Here is a 23,433-nt window from a genome sequence, read left to right as displayed (position 1 = left end):
GTGATCATGTTCTTCACGTAGTCGGCATGGCCCGGGCAATCGACGTGGGCGTAGTGACGGTTCGCCGTCTCGTACTCCACATGCGCCGTCGAGATCGTGATCCCGCGCGCCTTCTCTTCCGGCGCCTTGTCGATCTGGTCGTACGCCGTGAACGTCGCCCCGCCGCTCTCCGCAAGCACCTTCGTGATCGCCGCCGTCAGCGACGTCTTGCCGTGGTCAACGTGACCAATCGTCCCGATGTTGCAGTGCGGCTTCGTCCGCTGAAACTTCGCCTTCGCCATTATACTGTCTCCGTTTTTCTAACGCGCGCTTCAAGCAAGCTTGGCGCGGACTTCGTCGGCGATCGCCTGGGGCACCGGATCGTAATGATCGAAGTGCATCGAATACTGGGCGCGACCCTGGGTCATCGACCGCAGGTTGTTCACATAGCCGAACATGTTGGCCAGCGGAACCATCGCCGAGACGACGCTGGCGTTGCCGCGGGTGTCCATGCCCTGGATCTGGCCGCGCCGGCTGTTCAGATCGCCGATCACGTCACCCATGTAGTCCTCGGGCGTCACGACCTCGACCTTCATGATCGGCTCGAGCAGCGCCGGCTTGGCCTTCGGCAGACCCTCGCGGAACGCCGCGCGGGCTGCGATTTCGAAGGCCAGGACCGACGAGTCGACGTCGTGATAGGCGCCGTCGACCAGGCTCACCTTGAAGTCGATCACCGGGAAGCCGGCGATCACACCGGTCTCCTTGGACGAGTTCAGGCCCTTTTCGACGCCCGGGATGTATTCGCGCGGCACGGTGCCGCCGATGACCGAGCTGGCGAACTGATAGCCCGACCCGGCCGGAAGCGGCTCGAACACCAGCTTGATGCGGGCGTACTGGCCCGAACCGCCGGTCTGCTTCTTGTGGGTGTAGTCGATCTCGGCCCGCTGCGTGATCGTCTCGCGATAGGCGACCTGCGGCGCGCCGACATTGGCGTCGACCTTGAACTCACGCTTCATGCGGTCGACCAGGATCTCGAGATGGAGCTCACCCATCCCCTTGATCACGGTCTGGCCGCTCTCCTGATCGACGGCGACGCGGAAGGACGGATCCTCCTGCGCCAGGCGCTGCAGCGCCGTCGACATCTTCTCCTGGTCGGCCTTCGACTTCGGCTCGACCGCGACCTCGATCACCGGCTCCGGGAACTCCATGCGCTCGAGCACGATCGGCTTGGCCGGATCGCACAGCGTGTCGCCCGTCGTGGTGTTCTTCAGGCCGACCAGCGCGACGATGTCGCCGGCGCTGGCCTCCTTGATCTCCTCGCGGTTGTTCGCATGCATCAGCAGCATGCGACCAACGCGTTCCTTCTGGTTCTTCACCGAGTTCTGGACGTAGGACCCGGCGAGGAGCGTGCCCGAATAGATGCGGGCGAAGGTCAGCGAGCCGACGAACGGGTCGGTCATGATCTTGAAGGCGAGCGCCGAGAACGGCGCCTCGTCGTTGGTCGGGCGGCTCTCGGTCTCGTCGGAGTCGATCTTGTGGCCTTCGACCTGCGAAACGTCGAGCGGCGACGGCAGGAAGTCGACCACGGCGTCGAGCAAGGTCTGCACGCCCTTGTTCTTGAAGGCCGAGCCGCAGAGCACCGGCACGAACTTGAACGCCAGCGTGCCTTTGCGGATGCAGGCGCGCAGCTGGTCCGGCGTCGGCTCGGTGCCTTCGAGATAGGCCTCCATCACCGTGTCGTCCATCTCGACCGCGGTGTCGAGCAGGGTCTGGCGGTATTCGGCCGCCTTCTCCTTCAGGTCGTCCGGGATCTCGGCGAAATGGAAGTTCGCGCCGAGGCTGTCGTCTTCCCAGATCACGGCCCGGTTCTCGACCAGGTCTACCAGGCCGGCATAATCGTTCTCGACGCCGATCGGCAGGTTCAGCACCAGCGGCAGCGCGCCGAGCCGGTCCTTGATCATGTCGACGCAGCGATAGAAGTTCGCGCCGATCCGATCCATCTTGTTGACGAAGCAGATCCGCGGCACGTGGTACTTGTCGGCCTGGCGCCAGACCGTCTCGGACTGCGGCTCAACGCCCGCGACCGAATCGAACACCGTCACCGCACCATCGAGCACGCGCAGGGACCGCTCGACTTCAATGGTGAAGTCGACGTGGCCCGGCGTGTCGATGATGTTGACGCGGTGGTCGCGCCAGAAGGCGGTGGTCGCAGCCGACGTAATGGTGATGCCGCGCTCCTGCTCCTGCTCCATCCAGTCCATCGTCGCCGTGCCTTCATGCACTTCGCCGATCTTGTAGGACTTTCCGGTGTAGTAGAGGATTCGCTCGGTCGTGGTCGTCTTACCGGCATCGATGTGCGCCATGATGCCGATGTTGCGGTACTTTTCGATCGCGTGGCTACGCGGCATGATCAGTCTCTCGGGCCGGAGGCTGGGTTACCAGCGGTAGTGCGAGAACGCCTTGTTGGCGTCCGCCATCTTGTGCGTGTCTTCGCGCTTCTTGACCGCGGCGCCGCGCTGATTGGCGGCGTCCAGCAGCTCGTTCGAGAGGCGGTCGACCATGGTGGTCTCGGAGCGCTTACGCGCCGCCGCGATCAGCCAGCGGATGGCCAGGGCCTGGCCACGCTCGGCGCGGACTTCGACCGGCACCTGATAGGTGGCGCCGCCGACGCGGCGCGAGCGCACCTCGACATGCGGCCGCACATTGGCCAGGGCCTCGTGGAACGCCACGATCGGGTCGGCCTTGGTGCGGGTCTGCACCTTCTCGAGCGCGTCGTAGACGATCGTCTCGGTGGTCGACTTCTTGCCGTCGTACATGAGGTTGTTCATGAACTTCGACAGGATGATGTCGCCGAACTTCGGGTCCGGCAGGATCTCACGCTTCTCGGCGCGGTGACGACGGGACATGGTGAGCCCTCCTTACTTCGGACGCTTCGCGCCGTACTTCGACCGGCGCTGGCGACGATCCTTGACACCCTGCGTATCGAGCGTGCCGCGAATGATGTGGTAGCGCACGCCCGGCAAATCCTTGACGCGGCCGCCGCGGATCATGACGACCGAATGCTCCTGAAGGTTGTGGCCTTCACCCGGAATATAGCTGGTGACCTCGAACCCGTTGGTGAGGCGCACGCGCGCCACCTTACGAAGCGCCGAGTTCGGCTTCTTCGGGGTCGTGGTGTAGACCCGGGTGCAAACGCCGCGCTTCTGCGGGCAGGCCTGGAGAGCCGGCACCTTGTTGCGCGCCCGCTGAGGCTGGCGCGGCTTACGGATCAACTGATTGATCGTCGGCATATCTGCCCTTCTTGGTTCTTCGATGAAACGGCCCGGCAATGCGGCCCACCCGTTCCGGGCGCCGACCAAGACAACACGTTCCGAGAGAGGGGTGACGCAAACGATACAGGACCCCGAGGCGCCCACACCTGCGGGGCCAACCGGAGTCCTTCGCTTGTCGCGGGCGCATCATCGAGGCGTCCGCGGTCGTCGTATTCTCTGCGGAAAGCGCGTCTAGCCCGTCGTGCGACGGGCTACAGCCGGCTTCCGGAAAAAGCGCGCGGACTATACGGACGCACCCCCGCCACGTCAAGCCGCATCCCAAACCCCTCCGCAGCGGTCAAAACACGCCGGATTCCGGCACTTCGATCGACCCCAGCTTGTCGGGGTTGCGGACCCAGAAGACGCCGCTGATTCCCTCGGCGCCGACCGCCAGCCCGAGGGTCCCCATCATCTCCTCCCCGAGCAGGACGACATAGCCCGGCCGGCCGCTGATCCAGCGCGGCAGATAGGTGAAGGGCCGGGTCTGCTTGCCCCAGACGCCGTGGAAGAAGCGGGCCACCTTGTCGGCCCCTTCGATCACGTTCATCGACGCCCGCGCCTTGCCGCCGCCGTCGCTGTACAGCTGGGCGTCGCGGGCCAGCAGCGCCGTCAGCCGCGCCAGGTCGCCGGAGCGCAGGGCGTCGCGGAAGGCCTCCAGCATCGCCCCGTGCTGTGGCTGGGGCACCGGCTGGGCCGCGATGGCGCCGCCCTCCAGCTTGCGCCGGGCCCGGCTGACCAACTGCCGGGTGGCCGGGCCGCTGCGGTCGAGCGCCGCGGCCACGGCGGCGTGCTCCAGGCCGAAGACATGCTGCAGCAGGTAGGCAGCCCGCTCGACCGGCGTCAACCGCTCCAGCAGCAGCAGGAAGGCCGTGGTGAGGGTCTCGCTGCGCTCCATCTCCTCGTCGGCGGAGGGGGCGCTCTCGGTCACCAGCGGCTCCGGCAGCCAGGGGCCGACATAGGTCTCGCGGCGATGGCGGGCCGAGCGCAGCTGGTCGATGCACAGCCGGGTGCAGGCCGTGACCAGCCAGGCCCTGATGTTGTCGATCCGGCCGCGGTCGGCCGCCTGCCAGCGCAGCCAGGTCTCCTGCACCGCGTCCTCGGCATCGGCGCGCGAGCCCAGCATGCGGTAGGCCAGGCCGCGGAGAACCTGGCGGCTGGCTTCGAAATCCCCGGCATCGGAGCGGGCATCGGCGTGATCCATCTGCGTCTCGGAAGAAGGCGACAAGGACAAGACGGATCAGCCTCTCCGGAAGTGACAGGCGCGTCAGCGCGCGGCGAGATGGCGGGCGCGGATGTCGTCGAGCCCGGCGACGATGGCGCGGGCCTCGAAATGCGCGCGCGCCCGGGCCGGCCCCTCGACCTGCAGCCGGCGGCGCAGCGCCTCGTCCCCGATCAGGGTCTCGGCCGCGGCCTGGATCGCCTCCGCCGTCACCCGGGGCAGGATCACCGCCTTGTCGGCGGTGATCTCGCGCAGGCCCCCGGTGCCGGAGCAGATCAGCGCCGCGCCCCAGGCCATCGCCTCCAGCGCGGTGCGGCCGAACGGCTCCTCATAGACCGACGGCACCGAGGCGATGGCGGCGCGGCGGACCCAGCCCATCACCTCGTCATGCGGCATGAAGGGCAGGAACTGCGCCCGGTCGCCGGCCTCGGCCAGGGTGGCCTTGACCTGCTCGACGAAAGCCGGGTCGCGGCCGCGGCCGATCATCACCGCCCGCCAGTCGGGATGCGCCGCCAGCAGCGGCTTCATCGCCCGGGCGAACTCCAGCGGCCCCTTATCCGGGATCACCCGCCCGACCTGGATGATGATCTTCTCCTTGGCCTCCGGCAGCGGCGCCGGCTCGGCCATGTCGAGGCCGTTATAGACCACGTCCAGGGTGCCGCGGAACCACGGCGCATGCGCCTGGAAATGCCGGCGCAGCGCCTCCGACACGAAGACGTAGCCGGCGAAGCGCGACACCGCGTGGCGGTAGTGCAGCCGCCACAGCAGCCCCTTGTGGAAGCGGATGAAGTTGTGGCGGACGTAGAGCAGCGGCACCCGCGGCAGGCTGCGGGCGATCGCCGTCGCCGTCACCCGGTGGGCGTGGACCTCGATCAGCGACGGGTTCAGCGCCGCGATCTGCGGCAGCGCCCGGCGCATCCAGCGGCGGTGCGGCTCGCCCTCCTGCAGCGGGATCGCCAGGAAGCGGATGCCGGGGAACGGCTCGTCCGCCTCCTGCCCGACCACGACGATGTCCTCGCTGTAGCGGCTGAAGGCCACGGTGTCGCGGGCGTAGAGATCGACCGGGCTGGCGCCGACCGCGCCGAACTTCATCTTGCGCGGCAGGACGATGACGATGGGACCCATGGGCTACCTCCGAAGCCTTTATGGCGAGGCCCGGCAGGCGAAGCCAGCGTTTCGCGCGGGGCCGGCCCCGGCTGCGACCGCGCTGCGAGTTGATCGCAAATGACGGCGGCCTTATGTATGGCGCAGATTTGCGCGATGGCCGGGCCGCCAGCGACCCGGGCCGCGTTTCAGGAGACGCTGATGCTTCGCTACGATGTTCTGGAGGCGGCGACGGTGGATCGGGCGCCGTTCCCACATGTGATCTCCGCCGACGTGCTGCCGGAAGCGCGGCGTGCCGAGCTCGAGCGCGACTTCCCCGACATTCCGATCACCGGCTTCGTGCCGCCCGACGAGTACCCGGCCGGCGGCGCCTTCAAGGAGCTGGTGGCCGATGTCACCAGCCGGGAATTCGCCACCATGCTGGGCGCCAAGTTCGGCCTCGACCTGGCGTCGAAGCCGACGCTGGTGACTGTGCGCAAATGGTCGGAGCTGGCGGCCGGGCGGCCGCACACCGACGGGCCGGACAAGATCGTCACCGCCCTGGTCTATCTGAACCAGGAATGGGCGCCGACCGAAGGCTGCCTGCGCATCCTGCCGGCCCAGGACATCAATACGCCGGGCGCCCGGGAAGTGGCGCCGACCTTCGGCAACTTCCTGGCCTTCCAGCGCTCGGACCATTCCTGGCACGGCCACCTGCCGTTCAAGGGCGAGCGCCGGGTGCTGCAGATCGCGTGGTGCGTCAGCGACGAGGCGATCGCCCGCAAGCGCAAGCGCCATGGCCAGTCCAGCTTCCTGAAGAAGCTGTTTTCCTTCGGCCGGAAGCATTGAGCGCAGGCCCCGGCGCCCCATATCGCAGGGGGGCGCCGGGGCGTTCGGCCGCCTGATCCACTTTGGGGGAGGTGGCCATGGTCTCGATCCGGTTTGTCCCAGTCTGTACCCTGACGCTGATCGGCTGCGGCGGCATGTTGCCGACCACGGTGGCGGCGGACCCGGTCGTGGCCGAGAAGGTGCGGTCACTGTCCGCGGGCAACCCCTGCAGCGACGCGATCGCCGGAGTGCTGACCGCCTACCGCGTCCCGCCCGGCCGCATCGTCGAGCTGGATCTGCCGACGACCGCCCGCGACCACCCCGGCGCTCCGGCGGACCGCCAGGCCTGGTTCAAGCTGGCCGACCGCGGCGGCAGCATCGTGGTCGAATACGACCCCGACCACTGCCTGGTCACCGCGATCTACCCCCGCTACGGCGCGACGCTGCCGGAGATCGGCTGAGCCTCTCCGACATGGCCTGCGGCAACGCGGCGCACGAGCCGCCCGCAAGGCCAGGAGCGGCCTGCGACCGGGCTTCCTGGAGAGATCGTTAAGCTTCGGCAACGATCATTGAGCGGCCGGTCCGGCACCCCATATCGCGGGGAGGCGACGGTCCCTTCGGCCGCCTGGCCACTCGGAAGGCGGCCATGGTCCCGACCCGAACAATCCTTATCGGTTCTCTTCTTCTCCTCGCCGGCTGCGCCAGCCTGACGCCGCCGGCGCAGGTCGCCCCCGACCCGGCCGTGGCCGAGCGGGTCAGCCAGCTATCCGACGGCGGGGCCTGCAGCGCCGCGATCGCGGGGACGCTGACCGCCCGCCACATCACCGCCGGCCAGATCGCCTCCATCCGCGAGGGCACTCCGGGAGGCAGGCACGAACACTATGAGCAGAACCAGGCCTGGGTCACGCTGACCGGCCGCGGCGGCCACATCGTGGTGCAGTACACGCCGCTGACCTGCTGGATCGACACCGTCTACGCCAGCGATGGTGCAACGTTGCCGACGGCCGGCTGAGCCAAGCCCCCGCCCCTCCTCCCCGCACAGCCAAAGAAAAACCCCCTCCGGCGGACCGGAGGGGGTTTCTTGTCGTTGAGAAGGCCGACGCCTGGGATCAGGCGGCGCTGGCCTCGCCGGCAGGAAGCGCCGCTTCCTCCTGCTCCTCGTGCTGCAGTCGGGCCACGCGGTCGCGCTCGCCGGCGATCTGACGCAGGCGGTTGACCACGGAGCCGGTGCCCGCGGGGATCAGGCGGCCGACGATGACGTTCTCCTTCAGACCGGCGAGATCGTCGATCTTGCCGGAGACCGCCGCCTCGGTGAGGACGCGGGTGGTCTCCTGGAACGACGCCGCCGAGATGAACGACTTGGTCTGCAGCGAGGCCTTGGTGATGCCCTGGAGCACGGACACGCCCTTGGCCGGACGCAGATCCTCGCGGATCGCCTTCTCGTTCTCGGCTTCGAAGTCCTCGCGATCGACCTGGTCGCCGATCAGGAGGGTGGTGTCGCCGACCTCGGTGACCTCGATCTTCTGCAGCATCTGGCGGACGATCACCTCGATGTGCTTGTCGTTGATCTTCACGCCCTGCAGCCGGTAGACGTCCTGGATCTCGTTGACGAGGTAGTCAGCGAGCGCCTCGACGCCGAGGACCGACAGGATGTCGTGGGGCACCGGGTTGCCGTCCAGCAGCTGGTCGCCCTTGAGGACGTAGTCGCCTTCCTGCACCGAGATGTGCTTGCCCTTCGGAATGAGGTATTCGCGCTCCTCGCCCGACTCCTCGCTCCGCACCACGATCCGGCGCTTGGTCTTGTAGTCCTTGCCGAATTCGACCCGACCATCGAGATCCGAGATGATCGCGTAGTCCTTCGGCTTGCGGGCCTCGAACAGCTCCGCCACCCGCGGCAGACCGCCGGTGATGTCGCGGGTCTTCGACCCTTCGCGCGGGATACGCGCCATGACGTCGCCGGCCTGGACCTGGCTGCCGTTGTCGACCTGCAGGATGGCGTCGACCGAGAGGAAGTAGCGCGCCTCCAGGCCGTTCGGCAGGCGGATGACCTCGCCCTTCTCGTCGCGCAGGACGATGCGGGGCTTCAGCTGGTCGCCACGCGGCTGCTGCCGCCAGTCGACCACCACCTTGGCCGAGATGCCGGTCTGCTCGTCGACGACCTCGCGCATCGAGACGCCTTCGACCAGGTCGACATAGGTCGCCGTACCCGCCTTCTCGGTGATGATCGGCATGGTGTACGGATCCCACTCGGCCATCTTGCGGCCGCGCTCGATCTTCTCGCCTTCATCGACCAGCAGCTTGGCGCCGTAGGGCAGGCGGTGGCGGGCCTTCTCGCGACCCTGCCCGTCGACGAGCTGGAGTTCGCAGTTCCGGCTCATCACCACCAGGACGCCCTGGCCGTTCTTGACGACGTTGCGGTTCTTGATCTGAACCTTGGCGTCGAACGACGCCTCGATCGCCGACTGCTCGGCACCGCGCTGGGCGGCGCCGCCGATGTGGAACGTCCGCATCGTCAGCTGCGTGCCCGGCTCGCCGATCGACTGCGCCGCGATGACGCCGACGGCCTCGCCGATGTTCACCGTGGTGCCGCGGGCCAGATCGCGGCCGTAGCACTTGCCGCAGATGCCGCCCTTGGTCTCGCAGGTCAGCGCCGAACGGATCAGGATCCGGTCGATGCCGGCGTTCTCCACCGCCTCGACCAGGGCCTCGTCGATCAGCTCGCCCGCCTGGACCACGATCTCGCCGGTCAGCGGATGCAGCACCGCCTCGCCGGCGCAACGCCCGAGGACGCGCTCGCCCAGCGGCACGATCAGCTCGCCGCCGTCGATCACGGCGCCGGTGGTGATGCCGTTCTTGGTGCCGCAATCCTCCTCGACCACCACGCAATCCTGCGCGACGTCGACCAGGCGGCGGGTCAGGTAGCCCGAGTTCGCGGTCTTCAAGGCGGTGTCCGCGAGGCCCTTACGGGCACCGTGCGTCGAGTTGAAGTACTCGAGAACGGTCAGGCCTTCCTTGAAGTTCGAGATGATCGGGGTCTCGATGATCGACCCGTCCGGCTTCGCCATCAGGCCGCGCATGCCGGCGAGCTGCCGGATCTGCGCCGCCGAACCACGAGCGCCCGAATGGGCCATCATGTAGACCGAGTTCACCTGCCGGGTCGGGTCGGTGAGCGTGGCCTGGATCTCGGCCATCATCTCGCGCGCCACCTCGTCGGTGGTGTTCGACCACACGTCGACCACCTTGTTGTACTTCTCGCCGCGGGTGATCAGGCCGTCGAGGTACTGGTTCTCGTACTCCTTCACCAGCTGCGTCGCCTTGGCGATCAGCTCTTCCTTCGCCTTCGGGATGACCATGTCATCCTTGCCGAAGGAGATGCCGGCGCGGCAGGCATGGGCGAAGCCCAGGCCCATCAGCCGGTCGCAGAAGATCACCGTCTCCTTCTGGCCGCAGTGGCGGTAGACGATGTCGATGACGTTGGTGACGTCCTTCTTCGTCAGCAGCCGATTGACCAGCGAGAACGGCACCGCGATGTTGCGCGGCAGGATCTCGGACAGCAGCATCCGGCCCGGCGTCGTGGTGACGCGCTGGATGATCTCCTGCCCGGTCTCGTCGACCGTCTTGAAGCGGGTCTTGATCCGGCTGTGCATGCCGATCGCACCCACCGACATCGCCTGTTCCATCTCGCCGATCGAGGCGAAACGGGGGATCTGATGGGCGGTCAGCTTGCCCGACTTCAGCTTCTCGAACACCGCCTTGACGTCGGTGACGTCGACCACATCCACCGGCTTGGCCGGGTTCTGCAGGATGATGTCGTCATTGGTGATCGCCGAGGTCAGTGCCTCGATCCCATCGATCGACAGCGCGGGGCCGAGCTTGTCGTTCCGCTCCATCGACAGATAGTAGATGCCGAGGACGATGTCCTGCGACGGCACGATGATCGGCTTGCCGTTGGCCGGGCTGAGGATGTTGTTGGTCGACATCATCAGCACGCGGGCCTCGAGCTGGGCCTCAAGCGCGAGCGGGACGTGAACCGCCATCTGATCGCCGTCGAAATCGGCGTTGAAGGCGGTGCAGACCAGCGGGTGCAGCTGGATCGCCTTGCCTTCGATCAGGGTCGGCTCGAACGCCTGGATGCCCAGGCGATGCAGCGTCGGGGCGCGGTTCAGCAGGACCGGGTGCTCGCGGATGACCTCCTCGAGGATGTCCCAGACCTCCGGCCGCTCCTTCTCCACCATCCGCTTCGCGGCCTTGATGGTGGACGCCATGCCGTAGAGTTCAAGCTTGTGGTAGATGAACGGCTTGAACAGCTCGAGCGCCATCTTCTTCGGCAGGCCGCACTGGTGGAGCTTCAGCTCCGGCCCGACGACGATGACCGAACGGCCGGAATAGTCGACGCGCTTGCCGAGCAGGTTCTGACGGAACCGGCCCTGCTTGCCCTTCAGCATGTCGCTGATCGACTTCAGCGGACGCTTGTTGGCGCCGGTGATGACGCGGCCGCGGCGGCCGTTGTCGAACAGGGCGTCGACCGCCTCCTGCAGCATGCGCTTTTCGTTGCGCACGATGATGTCGGGCGCGCGCAGCTCGATCAGCCGCTTCAGGCGGTTGTTGCGGTTGATGACGCGGCGGTACAGGTCATTCAGGTCCGAGGTCGCGAAGCGGCCGCCGTCCAGGGGGACGAGCGGTCGCAGCTCCGGCGGGATCACCGGCACGACGTCGAGCACCATCCATTCCGGATGCGAGCCGGATTCCAGGAAGGCGTCGATCAGCTTCAGACGCTTGACCAGCTTCTTGCGCTTGGCCTCGGAGCCGGTCTCGCGCAGATCCTCGCGGACCTGCACCTTCTGCTCCTCGAGGTCCATGCCCGAAAGCATGCCCTTGAGGGCCTCGGCGCCGATCTTGGCGGTGAAGGAATCCTCGCCGTACTCGTCCTGGGCGCGAAGATACTCGTCCTCGGTGAGGAGCTGGTTCTTCTTCAGCGCGGTCAGGCCGGGCTCGACCACCACGAAGCTCTCGAAGTACAGGACCTTCTCGAGATCCTTGAGCGTCATGTCGACCATCAGGCCGATGCGCGACGGCAGCGACTTCAGAAACCAGATATGCGCCACCGGCGAGGCCAGCTCGATGTGGCCCATGCGCTCGCGCCGGACCTTCGACAGCGTGACCTCGACGCCGCACTTCTCGCAGATGATGCCGCGATACTTCATGCGCTTGTACTTGCCGCACAAGCACTCGTAATCCTTGATCGGTCCGAAAATCCGGGCGCAGAACAGGCCGTCGCGCTCCGGCTTGAAGGTCCGGTAGTTGATCGTCTCCGGCTTCTTGATCTCGCCGTACGACCAGGAGCGGATGCGCTCCGGGCTGGCGATCTGGATCTTGATCTGGTCGAAGCTCTGCGGCGTCGAGACCTGGCCGACGAGATTCATCAACTCGTTCATGTACCTGCTCCCCTGGGGGTAGGGACGGACGTATAGGGTTCAACGACGGCCGGTCCCGTCCGGGACCGGCCGCCGGAAGCGGCTTAGTAGTTGCGCTGCTCGAGCTCGACGTTGAGGCCCAGCGACCGCAGTTCCTTCATCAGAACGTTGAAGGATTCCGGGATGCCGGCCTCGAAGTTGTCGTCGCCACGGACGATCGCCTCGTAGACCTTGGTGCGGCCGGACACGTCGTCCGACTTCACCGTCAGCATCTCCTGCAGCGTGTAGGCCGCACCGTAGGCCTCGAGAGCCCAGACCTCCATTTCGCCGAAGCGCTGGCCGCCGAACTGGGCCTTGCCGCCCAGCGGCTGCTGGGTGACCAGGCTGTACGGGCCGATCGAACGGGCATGGATCTTGTCGTCGACGAGATGGTGCAGCTTGAGCATGTAGATGTAGCCGACGGTCACCTTGCGGGCGAACTGCTCGCCGGTCCGCCCGTCGCTGAGCGTCACCTGGCCGGAGGAGGCGAGACCCGCCTTCGCCAGCATCTCCACGATGTCGTCCTCGCGGGCGCCGTCGAACACCGGCGTCGCCATCGGCACGCCCTTGCGGAGGTTGCCGGACATCTCGATCACTTCGTCGACCGACATGTCCTTGATGTCTTCCGCATACTGGCCGTCGCCGTAGACGTCCTGCAGCTTGCCGTGCAGCGCCTTGACCGTCTTGGCGTTATCCTCGCCGCGCCGGGCATGGGCCTGGTACTGGTCGACAATGTCGCCGATCTGGCGGCCGATGCCGGCGGCCGCCCAGCCGAGATGGGTCTCCAGGATCTGTCCGACATTCATGCGGCTGGGCACGCCGAGCGGGTTCAGCACCAGGTCGACATGGGTGCCGTCATCCAGGTACGGCATGTCCTCGATCGGCATGATCTTGGACACGACGCCCTTGTTGCCGTGACGGCCGGCCATCTTGTCGCCGGGCTGCAGCTTGCGCTTCACCGCGACGAAGATCTTGACCATCTTCATCACGCCGGGCGGCAGTTCGTCGCCGCGCTGCAGCTTCTCGACCTTGTTGTCGAACCGCGCCTCGAGGGCCTTCACCTGATCGTCGAAATGGTGACCCATGGCCTCGATGTCGGCCATCCGCGCCTCGTCGGCGATGGTGACCTGGCGCCACTGGCCGCGGCTGAAGTCCTTCAGCTGCGCGTCGGTGATCGCGCCGCCGGTGGCGAAGCCCTTCGGGCCGGAGACCGAGGTCTGCCCCAGCAGCAGCTCCTTCAGCCGGGCGAAGAAGCTGCGCTCCAGGATCGCGCGCTCGCTGTCGCGGTCCTTGGCCAGCCGCTCGATCTCGGCCCGCTCAATCGCCAGCGCGCGCTCGTCCTTGTCGACGCCGCGGCGCGAGAACACCCGCACCTCGACGATCGTCCCGGTCACGCCGGGGGGCAGACGCAGCGAGGTGTCGCGGACGTCGGATGCCTTCTCGCCGAAGATGGCGCGGAGCAGCTTCTCCTCCGGCGTCATCGGGCTTTCGCCCTTCGGCGTGACCTTGCCGACCAGGATATCGCCCGGCTTCACCTCGGCGCCGATGTAGACGATGCCGGCCTCGTCGAGGTGGCGCAGCGCCTCTTCACCGACATTCGGGATGTCGCGGGTGATCTCTTCCTGGCCGAGCTTGGTGTCGCGCGCCATCACCTCGAATTCCTCGATGTGGATCGAGGTGAAGACGTCGTCCTTGACGATGCGCTCGGAAATGAGGATCGAGTCCTCGAAGTTGTAGCCATTCCAGGGCATGAACGCGACGAGCACGTTGCGGCCGAGCGCGAGCTCGCCGAGCTCGGTCGACGGGCCGTCGGCGACGATGTCGCCCTTGGCCACGCGGTCGCCGACCTTCACCAGCGGCCGCTGGGTGATGCAGGTGCTCTGGTTCGAGCGCTGGAACTTCAGCAGGTTGTAGATGTCGACGGTGGAGACGGCGCCTTCGGTGTCGGTCACCCGCACGACGATGCGGGTGGCGTCCACCGTGTCGACGACGCCGCCGCGGCGGGCGACGATGGTCACGCCGGAATCCCGGGCGACCGTGCCTTCCATGCCGGTGCCGACCAGCGGCGCGTCGGCGCGGACCAGCGGCACCGCCTGGCGCTGCATGTTCGAGCCCATCAGCGCGCGGTTGGCGTCATCGTTTTCGAGGAACGGGATCAGCGCCGCGGCCACCGAGACGATCTGCTTCGGCGAGACGTCCACCAGGTCGATCGCGTCCGGCTTCGACATGATGTAGTCGCCGCCCTGACGGCAGGAGACGAGGTCGCCGACGAAGCGGCCCTCGGCATCCAGCTCGGCATTCGCCTGGGCGATGGTGTAGCGGCTCTCCTCCATCGCCGAGAGGTAGATCACCTCGTCGGTGACGCGGCCCTCGACCATCTTGCGGTAGGGGCTTTCGATGAAGCCGTACTTGTTCACCCGGGCGTAGGTCGCCAGCGAGTTGATCAGGCCGATGTTCGGGCCTTCCGGCGTCTCGATCGGGCAGATCCGGCCGTAATGGGTCGGGTGCACGTCGCGCACTTCGAAGCCCGCACGCTCGCGGGTCAGGCCGCCCGGCCCGAGGGCCGAGAGGCGCCGCTTGTGCGTGATCTCGGACAGCGGGTTGGTCTGGTCCATGAACTGGCTGAGCTGCGAGGAGCCGAAGAACTCCCGCACCGCCGCCGCCGCCGGCTTCGCGTTGATCAGGTCGTGCGGCATGATCGTGTCGATGTCGACCGAGGACATGCGCTCGCGGATCGCGCGCTCCATGCGCAGCAGGCCGACGCGGTACTGGTTCTCCATCAGCTCGCCGACCGAGCGGACGCGGCGGTTGCCGAGGTTGTCGATGTCGTCGATCTCGCCGCGGCCGTCCTTGAGGTCGACCAGGATCTTCAGGATCGACAGCACGTCGGTCTTGCGCAGCACGCGCAGCTGGTCGTCGGTCTGGAAGCCCAGGCGCGCGTTCATCTTCACCCGGCCGACGGCCGAGAGGTCGTAGCGCTCCTGGTCGAAGAACAGGCCATTGAACAGCGCCTCGGCGCTCTCCAGCGTCGGCGGCTCGCCCGGGCGCATCACCCGGTAGATGTCGATCAGCGCGTCCTCGCGGCTGGCGTTGCGGTCGATCGCCAGGGTGCTGCGGACATACGGGCCGACATTGACGTGGTCGATCGCCAGCACCGTCAGCGTGTCGAAGCCCTTGTCCAGGAACAGGTCGAGCACGGCCTGGGTGACCTCGTCACCGGCCTCGAAGTAGATCTCGCCGTTGCTCTCGTCGATCACGTCGCCGGCCAGGTAGCGGCCGATCAGGTCCTCGGACGGGACCAGGATGTCGGTGACGCCCTGCTCGACCAGCTTCTTGATGACGCGCGGCGTCATCTTGGTCTCGCTCGGGGCCACGACCTCGCCCGAGGCGGCGTCGACCAGGTCGGCCGTCAGCTTGGCGCCCTTCAGGCGATCACCGTCGAAGGCGGTCTTCCAGCCGTCCTTGGTGCGGGTGTAGGCGACCTCGTCGTAGAAGTAGCTGAGGATCTCCTCCCGGCTCATGCCCTGCGCCTCATAGGGCTGCAGGCCGCGGCCTTCCTTGCGGCGTTCGTCGCGCAGCGCGGCGGTCTCGGCCGAATCCAGCGCCATCAGCAGCGTCGTGGTCGGCAGCTTGCGGCGCCGGTCGATGCGGACATACATGTGGTCCTTGGCATCGAACTCGAAGTCGAGCCAGGAGCCGCGATAGGGGATCACGCGGGCCGCGAACAGGTACTTGCCCGAGGAATGGGTCTTGCCCTTGTCGTGGTCGAAGAACACGCCCGGGCTGCGGTGCATCTGGGAGACGATGACGCGCTCGGTGCCGTTGATGATGAAGGTGCCGTTCGCCGTCATGAGCGGCATGTCGCCCATGTAGACGTCCTGCTCCTTGATGTCGCGGATCGAGCGCAGGCCCGTATCCTCCTCGACATCGAACACGGTCAGGCGCAGCGTCACCTTGAGCGGCGCGGCGAAGGTCATGCCCCGCTGCTGGCACTCCTCGACGTCGTATTTCGGCTCTTCGAGCTCATAGGAAACAAAGTCGAGCTCGGCGCGTTCAGAGAAGTCCTTGATCGGGAACACCGACCGGAACACCTCCTGCAGGCCGAGAATGGCCCGGGCCGCCGGCTTGATGTTCATCTGCAGGAACTGATCGTAGGAGCTGCGCTGCACCTCGATCAGGTTTGGCATCTGGGCAACCTCGGGAATCCGCCCGAAACTCTTGCGGACGCGCTTACGGCCGGTGAAGGTCTGAGCCATGGGAGCCCCTCAATTCCAACAAATGCCGAACAGGTACAAAACACAAACGCCCGTTCGCGGTCGACCCCGAGGGATCGACCGCGCCCGGACTAGACTAACCAAACAGCTTGAAGTGCCACGCCGTCTTACTTGACGTCGACCTTGGCGCCGGCCTCTTCGAGCTGCTTGCGGATCTTGGCGGCCTCGTCCTTCGACACGCCATCCTTGACGGACTTCGGCGCGCCTTCGACGAGATCCTTGGCCTCCTTGAGGCCGAGTCCGGTGATCGCACGGACCTCCTTGATCACGTTGATCTTCTTCTCGCCGGCTTCCGTCAGGATGACGTTGAACTCGGTCTGCTCTTCCGCCGGGGCGGCAGCAGCAGCAGCCGGAGCGGCAGCAGCGGCGACAGGAGCAGCGGCGGACACGCCCCACTTCTCCTCAAGCAGCTTCGACAGCTCGGCGGCCTCGAGGACCGTCAGGCTCGACAGATCGTCGACAATCTTTGCAAGATCAGCCATTTCGTTCTCCTAAACTTGGGTCTTCTGGGTAGGGATTCAACAGGTGCGGCTCTATGCCGCCTCGTCCTTCTTGGCATAGGCCCCGATGACCCGGGCGAGCTGCCCGGCCGGCGCCTGCAGAACACCAGCGATACGCGTCGCCGGAGTCTGGATCATGCCCACCAGCTTCGCCCGCAGCTCGTCGAGCGACGGCAGCGTGGCGAGAGCCTCGACACCCTTCTGATCGAGCGTCTGAAGACCGAGTCCGCCGCCGATGATCTGCAGCTTGTCGTTCTTCTTGGCGTAGTCGACCGCCACCCTTGCCGCCGCAACCGGGTCCTGAGAGAACGCGATTGCGGTGGGGCCGGTGAACAGGTCCGCCAGATGCTCGAACTGGGTGCCCGAAAGGGCGATGCGGGCGAGCCGATTCTTGGTCACGCGGAACGAAGCGCCCGCCGCAAGCATTTGCCGCCGGAGATCGGTCGACTCGGCCACCGTCATCCCGCCTTGGCGGGTGACCACGACCATCGTCGCCGTCCGGAACGACTCCTGCAACGCGGCGATCTTCTCTTCCTTCTGTGTACGGTTCACGGATCGCCTCCGTTGTCGGGATCCCGCCCCGGCCGAAGCCGGAATGGAACCCCAGTCCACACTGGACCGGCACTCAGAACCCGAAGGCCCGGAGCACCGACCCGCTCTCCTGTCCCAGAAGTCCAAGCCCCGCGCGACGCCCGGACCGAGGTCCGGCCGCCGCCGTTGATTGGGTTCGACTCCCGTCTATGCAGGTGGGTTTTAAGCGTCTTGCGACGCGCCTGCAGTCTCGGACAGGTTCGGGCGGGGCCGGAGCCCCACCCTGTCCGCAGCCCTTGCGGGCCGCGTATTCCTCGAGGTCGGGACGCCGATCAGGCGCCCGCGCCCTCGTGCAGCTTCGCCAGGTCGAGCTTGTAGCCCGGGCCCATGGTCGAGGTGACGGTCACCTTCTTGAGATAGGTGCCCTTCGCCCCGCTGGGCTTGGCGCGCTGGATCGCCTCGACGAAGGCGCGGATGTTGCCGAGCAGCGCCTCTTCCGTGAAGCTCGCCTTGCCGACGCCGGCATGGACGAGGCCGGCCTTCTCGGCGCGGAACTCCACGGCACCGCCCTTGGCGGCCTTGACCGCGGCAGCGACATCGGCGGTGACCGTGCCGAGCTTCGGGTTCGGCATCAGGCCGCGGGGGCCCAGCACCTTACCGAGGCGACCGACCACACCCATCATGTCGGGGGTAGCGATGCAGCGGTCGAAGTCCATCCGGCCTTCGAGGATCTCCTTGGCGAGATCCTCGGCGCCGACGATGTCCGCGCCGGCGGCCTGGGCCTGTTCGGCCTTGTCGCCCTTCGCGAACACCAGGACGCGGACGTCCTTGCCGGTGCCGTTCGGCAGCTGGACCACGCCGCGGACCATCTGGTCGGCATGGCGCGGGTCGATGCCGAGATTCATCGCGATCTCGACGGTCTCATCGAACTTGGCCGTGGCGCTGCCCTTGACGAGCTTGATGGCCTGAGCCAGCTCGTAGGAGGTCTCGGGGTTGAGCCCCTTGGTCACGGCGCGCAAGCGCTTGGAAATCTTCGCCATGGCTGGTTACTCCACCACCTCGATGCCCATCGATCGGGCGGAGCCCTTGATCATCTGGGCAGCCGCGTCGACGTCATTCGCGTTGAGGTCCTTCATCTTGACCTCGGCGATTTCGCGAATCTGCTTCATCGTGATCTGGCCGACCGTGCTGCCTTTGCCGGGCGTCTGGCTGCCCTTGGCGAGGCCGGCGGCCTTCTTGATGAAGTAGGTGTTCGGCGGAGTCTTGGTGACGAAGGTGAACGTCCGATCGCCATAGGCCGTGATCACGACCGGGATCGGCATCCCCTTCTCGAGATTCTGGGTCAGCGCGTTGAACGCCTTGCAGAACTCCATGATGTTCAGACCGCGCTGACCCAACGCCGGGCCGATCGGCGGCGACGGGTTGGCGGCGCCCGCGGGCACCTGCAGCTTGATCTGACCGACGATCTTCTTCGCCATCTGTTATCCCTCAACAAGGCATCCCCCCGGCAGGGCCGGAGGGACGGGGAAGCGCGGTAACGACCCCCGGAGGACTTTCCGGGAGGGTCTCCCGCACTGCTGCCCCGCACCCGAAGGCGCGGGGTGTTCAAACCACGATCGCACCCCCCGCATCAGCGGGGAGCGCGGACCGTCACGAAACCTTCTCGACCTGCGTGTACTCCAACTCGACCGGAGTCGCACGACCGAAGATGGAGACCGCGACCTTGAGCCGCGACCGTTCCTCGTCCACTTCCTCCACCACGCCGTTGAAGCTGGTGAATGGACCGTCAGCCACGCGGACCGTCTCGCCGATCTCGAAGATGATGGACGGCTTCGGCCGCTCCACACCTTCCTGGACCTGCTTCATGATCCGCATCGCCTCGGCCTCGCTGATCGGGATCGGCTTGTTGCCGGACCCGAGGAAACCCGTGACCTTCGGCGTGTTCTTCACCAGGTGCCAAGCCCGGTCGGACAGCTCCATCTTCAGGAGCACATAGCCCGGAAAGAACTTCCGTTCGGTGTTGACCTTCTGACCGCGGCGGATCTCGACGACCTCTTCGGTCGGCACGACGATCTGCTCGAAATGGTCGGAAAGCCCCTTCTGTTCCGCCTGCTCGCGGATCGACTCCGCAACCTTCTTCTCGAAATTCGAATAGACGTGCAGCACGTACCAACGTATCGCCATGGCTCAGCCCCCCAGACCGATGATGGAGGTCACGAGCATTCCGGCGCCCCAGTCGACGAGGAGGAAGAACAACGACATGATGATCACGAACACGAACACCATGCCGGTGGTGATCGCGGTCTCCTTCCGTGTCGGCCAGGTGACCTTGGCGGTCTCCTGACGCACCTGCCTGAAGAACTGGACGGGGCTGGTCTTGGCCATGTCTACCAAATCAATTCGCCGGTCAGGCGGGCGTGGCAGGAGTGGAGGGTTTCGAACCCCCAGCCTTCGGTTTTGGAGACCGACGCTCTACCAGTTGAGCTACACTCCTCCGGGGACCGCCCTGCCTTCAGGAAACACGTCGAGGCGCGCTCGCCGCCCTGACCGCGGAGCGAACGGTCTTCTAGCGGAAGCGCGTCCGGGAATCAACACCTGTTCCTGACCGGCTCCGCTTTTACGGCGGGGACGCGCTCAGGCCGCCCGGTGCGCCTCGCCGCCGGCCGCCGCCATGTCGCGGAACAGGCGGTGCACCCGCCGGTCGGCCGACAGCTCGGGATGGAAGGTCGCGGCCAGCAGCCGGCCCTGGCGCACCAGTACCGGCTCACCATCGCGCGTCGCCAGCACCTCGACCGCCGGCCCGGTGGCGACGATCCGCGGCGCCCGGATGTAGACCGCCTCCATCGCACCGCCCGGCAGCACCGTCGGCGTCTCCAGGATCGCGGAGTCGATCTGCCGGCCATAGCCGTTGCGCTCGACCGTGGCGTCGAGCACGCCCAGGCTCGCCTGCTCCGGCCGCAGCACCCGGCGGGCCAGCAGGATGCAGCCGGCACAGGTGCCGAACACCGGCATGGTCTCGGCGAAGCCCTTGAGCCCCGCGAACATGCCGTCCCGCGCCGCCAGCTTCAGCAGGGTGCTGGACTCGCCGCCCGGGATCACCAGCCCGTCGAGGCCGGCGAGCTGGGCCGGCAGGCGCACCGGCACCGCCACGGCGCCCACCTCCGCCAGCGCCCGGGCATGGGCGTCGACGTCGCCCTGCAGCGCCAGGACGCCGATGCGCGGCCCCGCCGTCACCATCCGCGGGTCTGCAGCAGCTGGGCCGGCTGCAGCGATGCGATCGCCAGGCCCCTCATCGCGCCGGTGCACTCCTCGCTGGCCTCGGCCAGGATCTCGGCATTGTCGTAATGGGTGGTGGCGCGGACGATGGCGCGGGCCCGACGCTCGGCCTCATCCGGCTCGGCGAAGGTCTGCGAATCCTGCATGAAGATGCCGGAGCCGACGAACACCGCCTCGGCGCCCAGCTGACGCACCAACGCCGCATCGGCCGGGGTGGCGATGCCGCCGGCCGAGAAGTTCGGCACCGGCAGCCGGCCGGTCTGAGCCACCATGCGGACCAGCTCGTAGGGCGCGGCGAGCTCCTTGGCCGCGGCGTACAGCTCCTCAGGCCCGAGCACGGTCAGGCCGCGCATGTCCTTGACGATCTGGCGCAGGTGCTGGACCGCATGGACGACGTCGCCGGTGCCGGCCTCGCCCTTGGTGCGGATCATCGCCGCGCCTTCGGCGATCCGGCGCAACGCCTCGCCCAGGTTGCGGGCGCCACAGACGAAGGGGGTGACGAAGGCGTGCTTGTCGACGTGATGGGCCTCGTCCGCCGGGGTCAGCACCTCGGATTCATCAATGAAGTCGACGCCCAGCGCCTGAAGCACCTGCGCCTCGACGAAATGGCCGATGCGGCACTTGGCCATCACCGGGATCGAGACCGCGGCCAGGATCTCCTTGATCTTGACCGGCGACGCCATGCGGGCCACGCCGCCCTCGGCGCGGATCTGCGCCGGCACCCGCTCCAGCGCCATCACCGCGACGGCGCCGGCGCGCTCGGCGATCTCGGCCTGGCGGGCATCGGTCACGTCCATGATGACGCCGCCCTTCAGCATCTCGGCGAGGCCGGTCTTCAGGCGCAGCGCCGAGGCGGGCGGGGCGGCGGTGTCGTGAGGGGTCGCGCCGTTGGTCGTCATGTCCAGTCTCCGAACGAAAAATCGTCCGGCAGACTAGGATCCGCCGACCGGTCGGAGAAGATCCACCAATCCGGTGATTTCAAGGAGCCACTTCAGCACGGATAATGTGGCGATCCCGACAGTGGATTCCGATTTCTGCGAAATCCTTGGTACCAGTCGGCCAGCGCGATGCCCGATTCAGCCCTCTCCGCCGCGGCGGAAGGACTGCACCGCCTCGTGCAGCAGGGCGACGCCCTGGCGGATGTCCGCATCCTCCAGCGCGGCATAGCCCATCAGGAAGCCGGCCCGCCCTTCCGCCCGCTCGCCGGCCATCTCGGCCGGCACGATGCCGACGGAGCGCAGCGCCGCCGCCTCGGCCACGCTGCTGGCCAGGGCCGACGGGATGTCGCGGAAGCGGACCACCACATGCATCCCGGCCTTCGCTCCCTGGATCTCCACCGCCGGGCCGAAGGCGGCCTGCAGCGCGGCCACCAGCACGTCGCGGCGGCGCTGGTTGCGCCGGCGGGTGCGGCGGATGTGGCGTTCGAAATGGCCATCGCGGATGAAATGGGCGAACACCGCCTGGTCGAGCGAAGCGGTGTGGCGGTCGGTCAGCTGCTTGGCGTGCAGGAACGGCCCGACCAGGTCCGGCGGGAGCACCATGTAGCCGAGGCGCAGGCCGGGCGACAGCACCTTGGATACGGTGCCGGAATAGATCACCAGCCCCGAGCGGTCGAGCGCCTGCAGCGATTCGACCGGCCGACCCTCGTAGCGGTACTCGCTGTCATAGTCGTCCTCGAAGACCACGGTGCCGCCGCGCCCGGCCCAGTCGAGCAGGGCAAGGCGGCGCGACACCGGCATCACCCCGCCGGTTGGGAACTGGTGCCCGGGCGTGACGAAGGCCAGGCGCGCACCGGCCTCGGGCGGCGGCAGACGGCCCGTGTCCATGCCCTCGGCATCGACCGGGACGCGCAGCAGACGGGCGCCGATCGCCTCGCAGGCCAGGCGCGCGCCGGAATAGCCGGGATCCTCGACCACCACGGCGTCGCCGGGGTCGACCAGCACCCGCAGCGCCAGGTCGACCGCCTGCTGCGAGCCGTTGACGATCAGGATCTGCTCCGGCCGCGCCCGCACGCCCCGGGCCCGCGACAGGTAGTCGGACAGGGCCGCCCGCAGCTCCGGCAGCCCCTGCGGGTTCTCGTAGAGATAGGGCTTGCCGGCGCGCCGCCGGATCTCGCGCAGCAGCAGCCGGCGCCAGGTGTCGGCCGGGAAGTCGGCGGCGCTGACCGTGCCGTAGTGGAAGCTGTAGCGCAGGCCGCCGCCGCGGGTCAGGCTGTCGATGTCCAGGCCGCGCAGGCGCTCGCTGTAGCGCGACAGCCGCGGCGGCGGATGGGGTGTCGACCCGGCGGCCGCGTCGCCCGGCAGCGCCTCGGCCCCCGCCGGCAGTGCCGTGCCGACGAAGGTGCCGGCGCCGGGCCGCGTCTCGAGATAGCCCTCGGCCAGGAGCTGCTCATAGGCGATCAGCACGGTGTTGCGCGAGATCGCGAACTGGTCGGCCAGGGCGCGCGACGAGGGCAGCCGCGTGCCGGGCGCGGTGGCGCCGGTCAGGATCGAGGCCTTCAGCTGGTCGTAGAGCTGGGGCTGCAGCGGCGCCGCGCGGTCGAGACGGATCACCATCGCCTGGGTCCTTTCGCCCCCATCCTGGTCGCCCTCATCTTGGGGAACGCCATCTTCGGCCATCGCCCGAAACGACGAAAGGGCGGGGAGATCCCCGCCCTTTCGCTCGTTCGAGACGGACAGTCGCCGAAGGCGACCGCCAGCCTAACCTGACGTGTCTTACTTGATGATGCCGGCGACGACGCCGGCGCCGACGGTGCGGCCGCCTTCGCGGATGGCGAAGCGCAGGCCCTCATCCATGGCGATCGGCGCAATCAGCGTCACCGTCATCGAGATGTTGTCGCCCGGCATCACCATCTCGGTGCCTTCCGGCAGCGCCACCACACCGGTCACGTCCGTCGTCCGGAAGTAGAACTGCGGCCGGTAGTTGGTGAAGAACGGCGTGTGACGGCCGCCCTCTTCCTTCGTCAGGATGTACGCCTCC

At 67.4% G+C, this 23,433-nt stretch carries 20 protein-coding genes, 1 tRNA gene and 1 pseudogene; 3 read left to right on the top strand and 19 right to left on the bottom strand.

Annotated elements, in window-relative coordinates; translation table 11 throughout:
* The 6 genes from AB4112_RS35055 to AB4112_RS35030 all read right to left on the bottom strand — a co-directional run.
* Positions 1–281, bottom strand: a 281-nt coding sequence (locus AB4112_RS35055; RefSeq protein WP_441727000.1) for a GTP-binding protein, incomplete at its 3' end; no start/stop codon positions are given.
* 30 nt (positions 282–311) lie between these two features.
* Positions 312–2,387, bottom strand: coding sequence for an elongation factor G (gene fusA / locus AB4112_RS35050; protein WP_309791377.1), 2,076 nt, complete (start codon positions 2,385–2,387; stop codon positions 312–314).
* Between the two features lie 27 nt (positions 2,388–2,414).
* Positions 2,415–2,885 (bottom strand): 30S ribosomal protein S7, encoded by a 471-nt coding sequence (gene rpsG / locus AB4112_RS35045; RefSeq protein ID WP_309791375.1) that lies wholly within the window; start codon positions 2,883–2,885, stop codon positions 2,415–2,417.
* Positions 2,886–2,897: 12 nt separating this feature from the next.
* Entirely contained in the window at positions 2,898–3,269 is a 372-nt protein-coding gene (rpsL, locus tag AB4112_RS35040) for a 30S ribosomal protein S12 (RefSeq protein ID WP_026873043.1), read from the bottom strand.
* A 319-nt stretch (positions 3,270–3,588) separates the two neighbouring features.
* Entirely contained in the window at positions 3,589–4,491 is a 903-nt protein-coding gene (gene sigJ, locus AB4112_RS35035) for an RNA polymerase sigma factor SigJ (RefSeq protein WP_309791370.1), read from the bottom strand.
* Positions 4,492–4,554: 63 nt separating this feature from the next.
* Entirely contained in the window at positions 4,555–5,634 is a 1,080-nt protein-coding gene (locus AB4112_RS35030; RefSeq protein WP_309791368.1) for a glycosyltransferase family 4 protein, read from the bottom strand.
* 180 nt (positions 5,635–5,814) lie between these two features.
* On the opposite strand from AB4112_RS35030, the gene AB4112_RS35025 reads away from it, so the two are divergent.
* From AB4112_RS35025 to AB4112_RS35015, 3 genes are all read left to right on the top strand, one after another.
* Positions 5,815–6,441, top strand: coding sequence for a 2OG-Fe(II) oxygenase (locus tag AB4112_RS35025; RefSeq protein WP_309791366.1), 627 nt, complete (start codon positions 5,815–5,817; stop codon positions 6,439–6,441).
* 77 nt (positions 6,442–6,518) lie between these two features.
* Positions 6,519–6,881: a hypothetical protein gene (locus AB4112_RS35020; protein ID WP_309791364.1), complete on the top strand. Its 363-nt coding sequence runs from the start codon at positions 6,519–6,521 to the stop codon at positions 6,879–6,881.
* A gap of 185 nt (positions 6,882–7,066) precedes the next feature.
* Positions 7,067–7,432, top strand: a complete 366-nt coding sequence (locus AB4112_RS35015; RefSeq protein WP_309791363.1) for a hypothetical protein — start codon at positions 7,067–7,069, stop codon at positions 7,430–7,432.
* Positions 7,433–7,529: 97 nt separating this feature from the next.
* Here the strand turns inward: AB4112_RS35015 and rpoC are convergent, their stop codons facing one another.
* From rpoC to tuf, 13 genes and pseudogenes are all read right to left on the bottom strand, one after another.
* On the bottom strand, positions 7,530–11,855 hold the full coding sequence (gene rpoC, locus AB4112_RS35010) for a DNA-directed RNA polymerase subunit beta' (protein ID WP_441726995.1): 4,326 nt from the start codon (positions 11,853–11,855) through the stop codon (positions 7,530–7,532).
* An 83-nt stretch (positions 11,856–11,938) separates the two neighbouring features.
* Entirely contained in the window at positions 11,939–16,129 is a 4,191-nt protein-coding gene (gene rpoB, locus AB4112_RS35005) for a DNA-directed RNA polymerase subunit beta (protein WP_441726993.1), read from the bottom strand.
* A gap of 125 nt (positions 16,130–16,254) precedes the next feature.
* A complete protein-coding gene (gene rplL, locus AB4112_RS35000) occupies positions 16,255–16,629 on the bottom strand; it encodes a 50S ribosomal protein L7/L12 (protein ID WP_309791358.1) in 375 nt (124 codons plus the stop codon).
* 51 nt (positions 16,630–16,680) lie between these two features.
* Entirely contained in the window at positions 16,681–17,199 is a 519-nt protein-coding gene (gene rplJ, locus AB4112_RS34995; RefSeq protein ID WP_309791356.1) for a 50S ribosomal protein L10, read from the bottom strand.
* A 311-nt stretch (positions 17,200–17,510) separates the two neighbouring features.
* Positions 17,511–18,218: a 50S ribosomal protein L1 gene (gene rplA, locus AB4112_RS34990; protein WP_309791355.1), complete on the bottom strand. Its 708-nt coding sequence runs from the start codon at positions 18,216–18,218 to the stop codon at positions 17,511–17,513.
* Positions 18,219–18,224: 6 nt separating this feature from the next.
* Positions 18,225–18,656: a 50S ribosomal protein L11 gene (rplK, locus tag AB4112_RS34985; protein ID WP_309791353.1), complete on the bottom strand. Its 432-nt coding sequence runs from the start codon at positions 18,654–18,656 to the stop codon at positions 18,225–18,227.
* Between the two features lie 172 nt (positions 18,657–18,828).
* Positions 18,829–19,362, bottom strand: coding sequence for a transcription termination/antitermination protein NusG (nusG, locus tag AB4112_RS34980; protein WP_309791351.1), 534 nt, complete (start codon positions 19,360–19,362; stop codon positions 18,829–18,831).
* A gap of 3 nt (positions 19,363–19,365) precedes the next feature.
* On the bottom strand, positions 19,366–19,563 hold the full coding sequence (gene secE, locus AB4112_RS34975) for a preprotein translocase subunit SecE (protein WP_309791349.1): 198 nt from the start codon (positions 19,561–19,563) through the stop codon (positions 19,366–19,368).
* A gap of 33 nt (positions 19,564–19,596) precedes the next feature.
* Positions 19,597–19,672 (bottom strand) — tRNA-Trp (locus tag AB4112_RS34970).
* A 140-nt stretch (positions 19,673–19,812) separates the two neighbouring features.
* The gene (gene pdxT / locus AB4112_RS34965; protein ID WP_309791348.1) at positions 19,813–20,415 is read right to left on the bottom strand and encodes a pyridoxal 5'-phosphate synthase glutaminase subunit PdxT; all 603 of its coding nucleotides are present in this window, start codon (positions 20,413–20,415) and stop codon (positions 19,813–19,815) included.
* Positions 20,409–21,353 (bottom strand): pyridoxal 5'-phosphate synthase lyase subunit PdxS, encoded by a 945-nt coding sequence (gene pdxS, locus AB4112_RS34960; protein ID WP_309791347.1) that lies wholly within the window; start codon positions 21,351–21,353, stop codon positions 20,409–20,411. The genes pdxT and pdxS overlap by 7 nt, the downstream gene beginning before the upstream one ends.
* A gap of 177 nt (positions 21,354–21,530) precedes the next feature.
* Positions 21,531–23,009: a MocR-like pyridoxine biosynthesis transcription factor PdxR gene (gene pdxR / locus AB4112_RS34955; RefSeq protein ID WP_441726988.1), complete on the bottom strand. Its 1,479-nt coding sequence runs from the start codon at positions 23,007–23,009 to the stop codon at positions 21,531–21,533.
* 159 nt (positions 23,010–23,168) lie between these two features.
* Positions 23,169–23,433, bottom strand: a pseudogene (tuf, locus tag AB4112_RS34950) (elongation factor Tu); the annotation flags it as partial.

The organism is Inquilinus sp. 2KB_23 (genome assembly GCF_052115705.1).
GTDB lineage: Bacteria > Pseudomonadota > Alphaproteobacteria > DSM-16000 > Inquilinaceae > Inquilinus > Inquilinus ginsengisoli_A.
This window is presented reverse-complemented; position numbering and strand designations above follow the sequence as displayed.

Bases quoted from the DNA above. Each gene is read 5' to 3' on its own strand.
- fusA (WP_309791377.1), bottom strand. From the start codon at position 2,387: ATGCCGCGTAGCCACGCGATCGAAAAGTACCGCAACATCGGCATCATG.
- nusG (WP_309791351.1), bottom strand. From the start codon at position 19,362: ATGGCGATACGTTGGTACGTGCTGCACGTCTATTCGAATTTCGAGAAG.
- AB4112_RS35030 (WP_309791368.1), bottom strand. From the start codon at position 5,634: ATGGGTCCCATCGTCATCGTCCTGCCGCGCAAGATGAAGTTCGGCGCG.
- rplL (WP_309791358.1), bottom strand. From the start codon at position 16,629: ATGGCTGATCTTGCAAAGATTGTCGACGATCTGTCGAGCCTGACGGTC.
- rplA (WP_309791355.1), bottom strand. From the start codon at position 18,218: ATGGCGAAGATTTCCAAGCGCTTGCGCGCCGTGACCAAGGGGCTCAAC.
- pdxT (WP_309791348.1), bottom strand. From the start codon at position 20,415: ATGGTGACGGCGGGGCCGCGCATCGGCGTCCTGGCGCTGCAGGGCGAC.
- AB4112_RS35020 (WP_309791364.1), top strand. From the start codon at position 6,519: ATGGTCTCGATCCGGTTTGTCCCAGTCTGTACCCTGACGCTGATCGGC.
- sigJ (WP_309791370.1), bottom strand. From the start codon at position 4,491: ATGGATCACGCCGATGCCCGCTCCGATGCCGGGGATTTCGAAGCCAGC.
- rpsG (WP_309791375.1), bottom strand. From the start codon at position 2,885: ATGTCCCGTCGTCACCGCGCCGAGAAGCGTGAGATCCTGCCGGACCCG.
- pdxR (WP_441726988.1), bottom strand. From the start codon at position 23,009: ATGGTGATCCGTCTCGACCGCGCGGCGCCGCTGCAGCCCCAGCTCTAC.
- AB4112_RS35025 (WP_309791366.1), top strand. From the start codon at position 5,815: ATGCTTCGCTACGATGTTCTGGAGGCGGCGACGGTGGATCGGGCGCCG.
- rpoC (WP_441726995.1), bottom strand. From the start codon at position 11,855: ATGAACGAGTTGATGAATCTCGTCGGCCAGGTCTCGACGCCGCAGAGC.
- secE (WP_309791349.1), bottom strand. From the start codon at position 19,563: ATGGCCAAGACCAGCCCCGTCCAGTTCTTCAGGCAGGTGCGTCAGGAG.
- AB4112_RS35015 (WP_309791363.1), top strand. From the start codon at position 7,067: ATGGTCCCGACCCGAACAATCCTTATCGGTTCTCTTCTTCTCCTCGCC.
- pdxS (WP_309791347.1), bottom strand. From the start codon at position 21,353: ATGACGACCAACGGCGCGACCCCTCACGACACCGCCGCCCCGCCCGCC.
- rpoB (WP_441726993.1), bottom strand. From the start codon at position 16,129: ATGGCTCAGACCTTCACCGGCCGTAAGCGCGTCCGCAAGAGTTTCGGG.
- rplK (WP_309791353.1), bottom strand. From the start codon at position 18,656: ATGGCGAAGAAGATCGTCGGTCAGATCAAGCTGCAGGTGCCCGCGGGC.
- rpsL (WP_026873043.1), bottom strand. From the start codon at position 3,269: ATGCCGACGATCAATCAGTTGATCCGTAAGCCGCGCCAGCCTCAGCGG.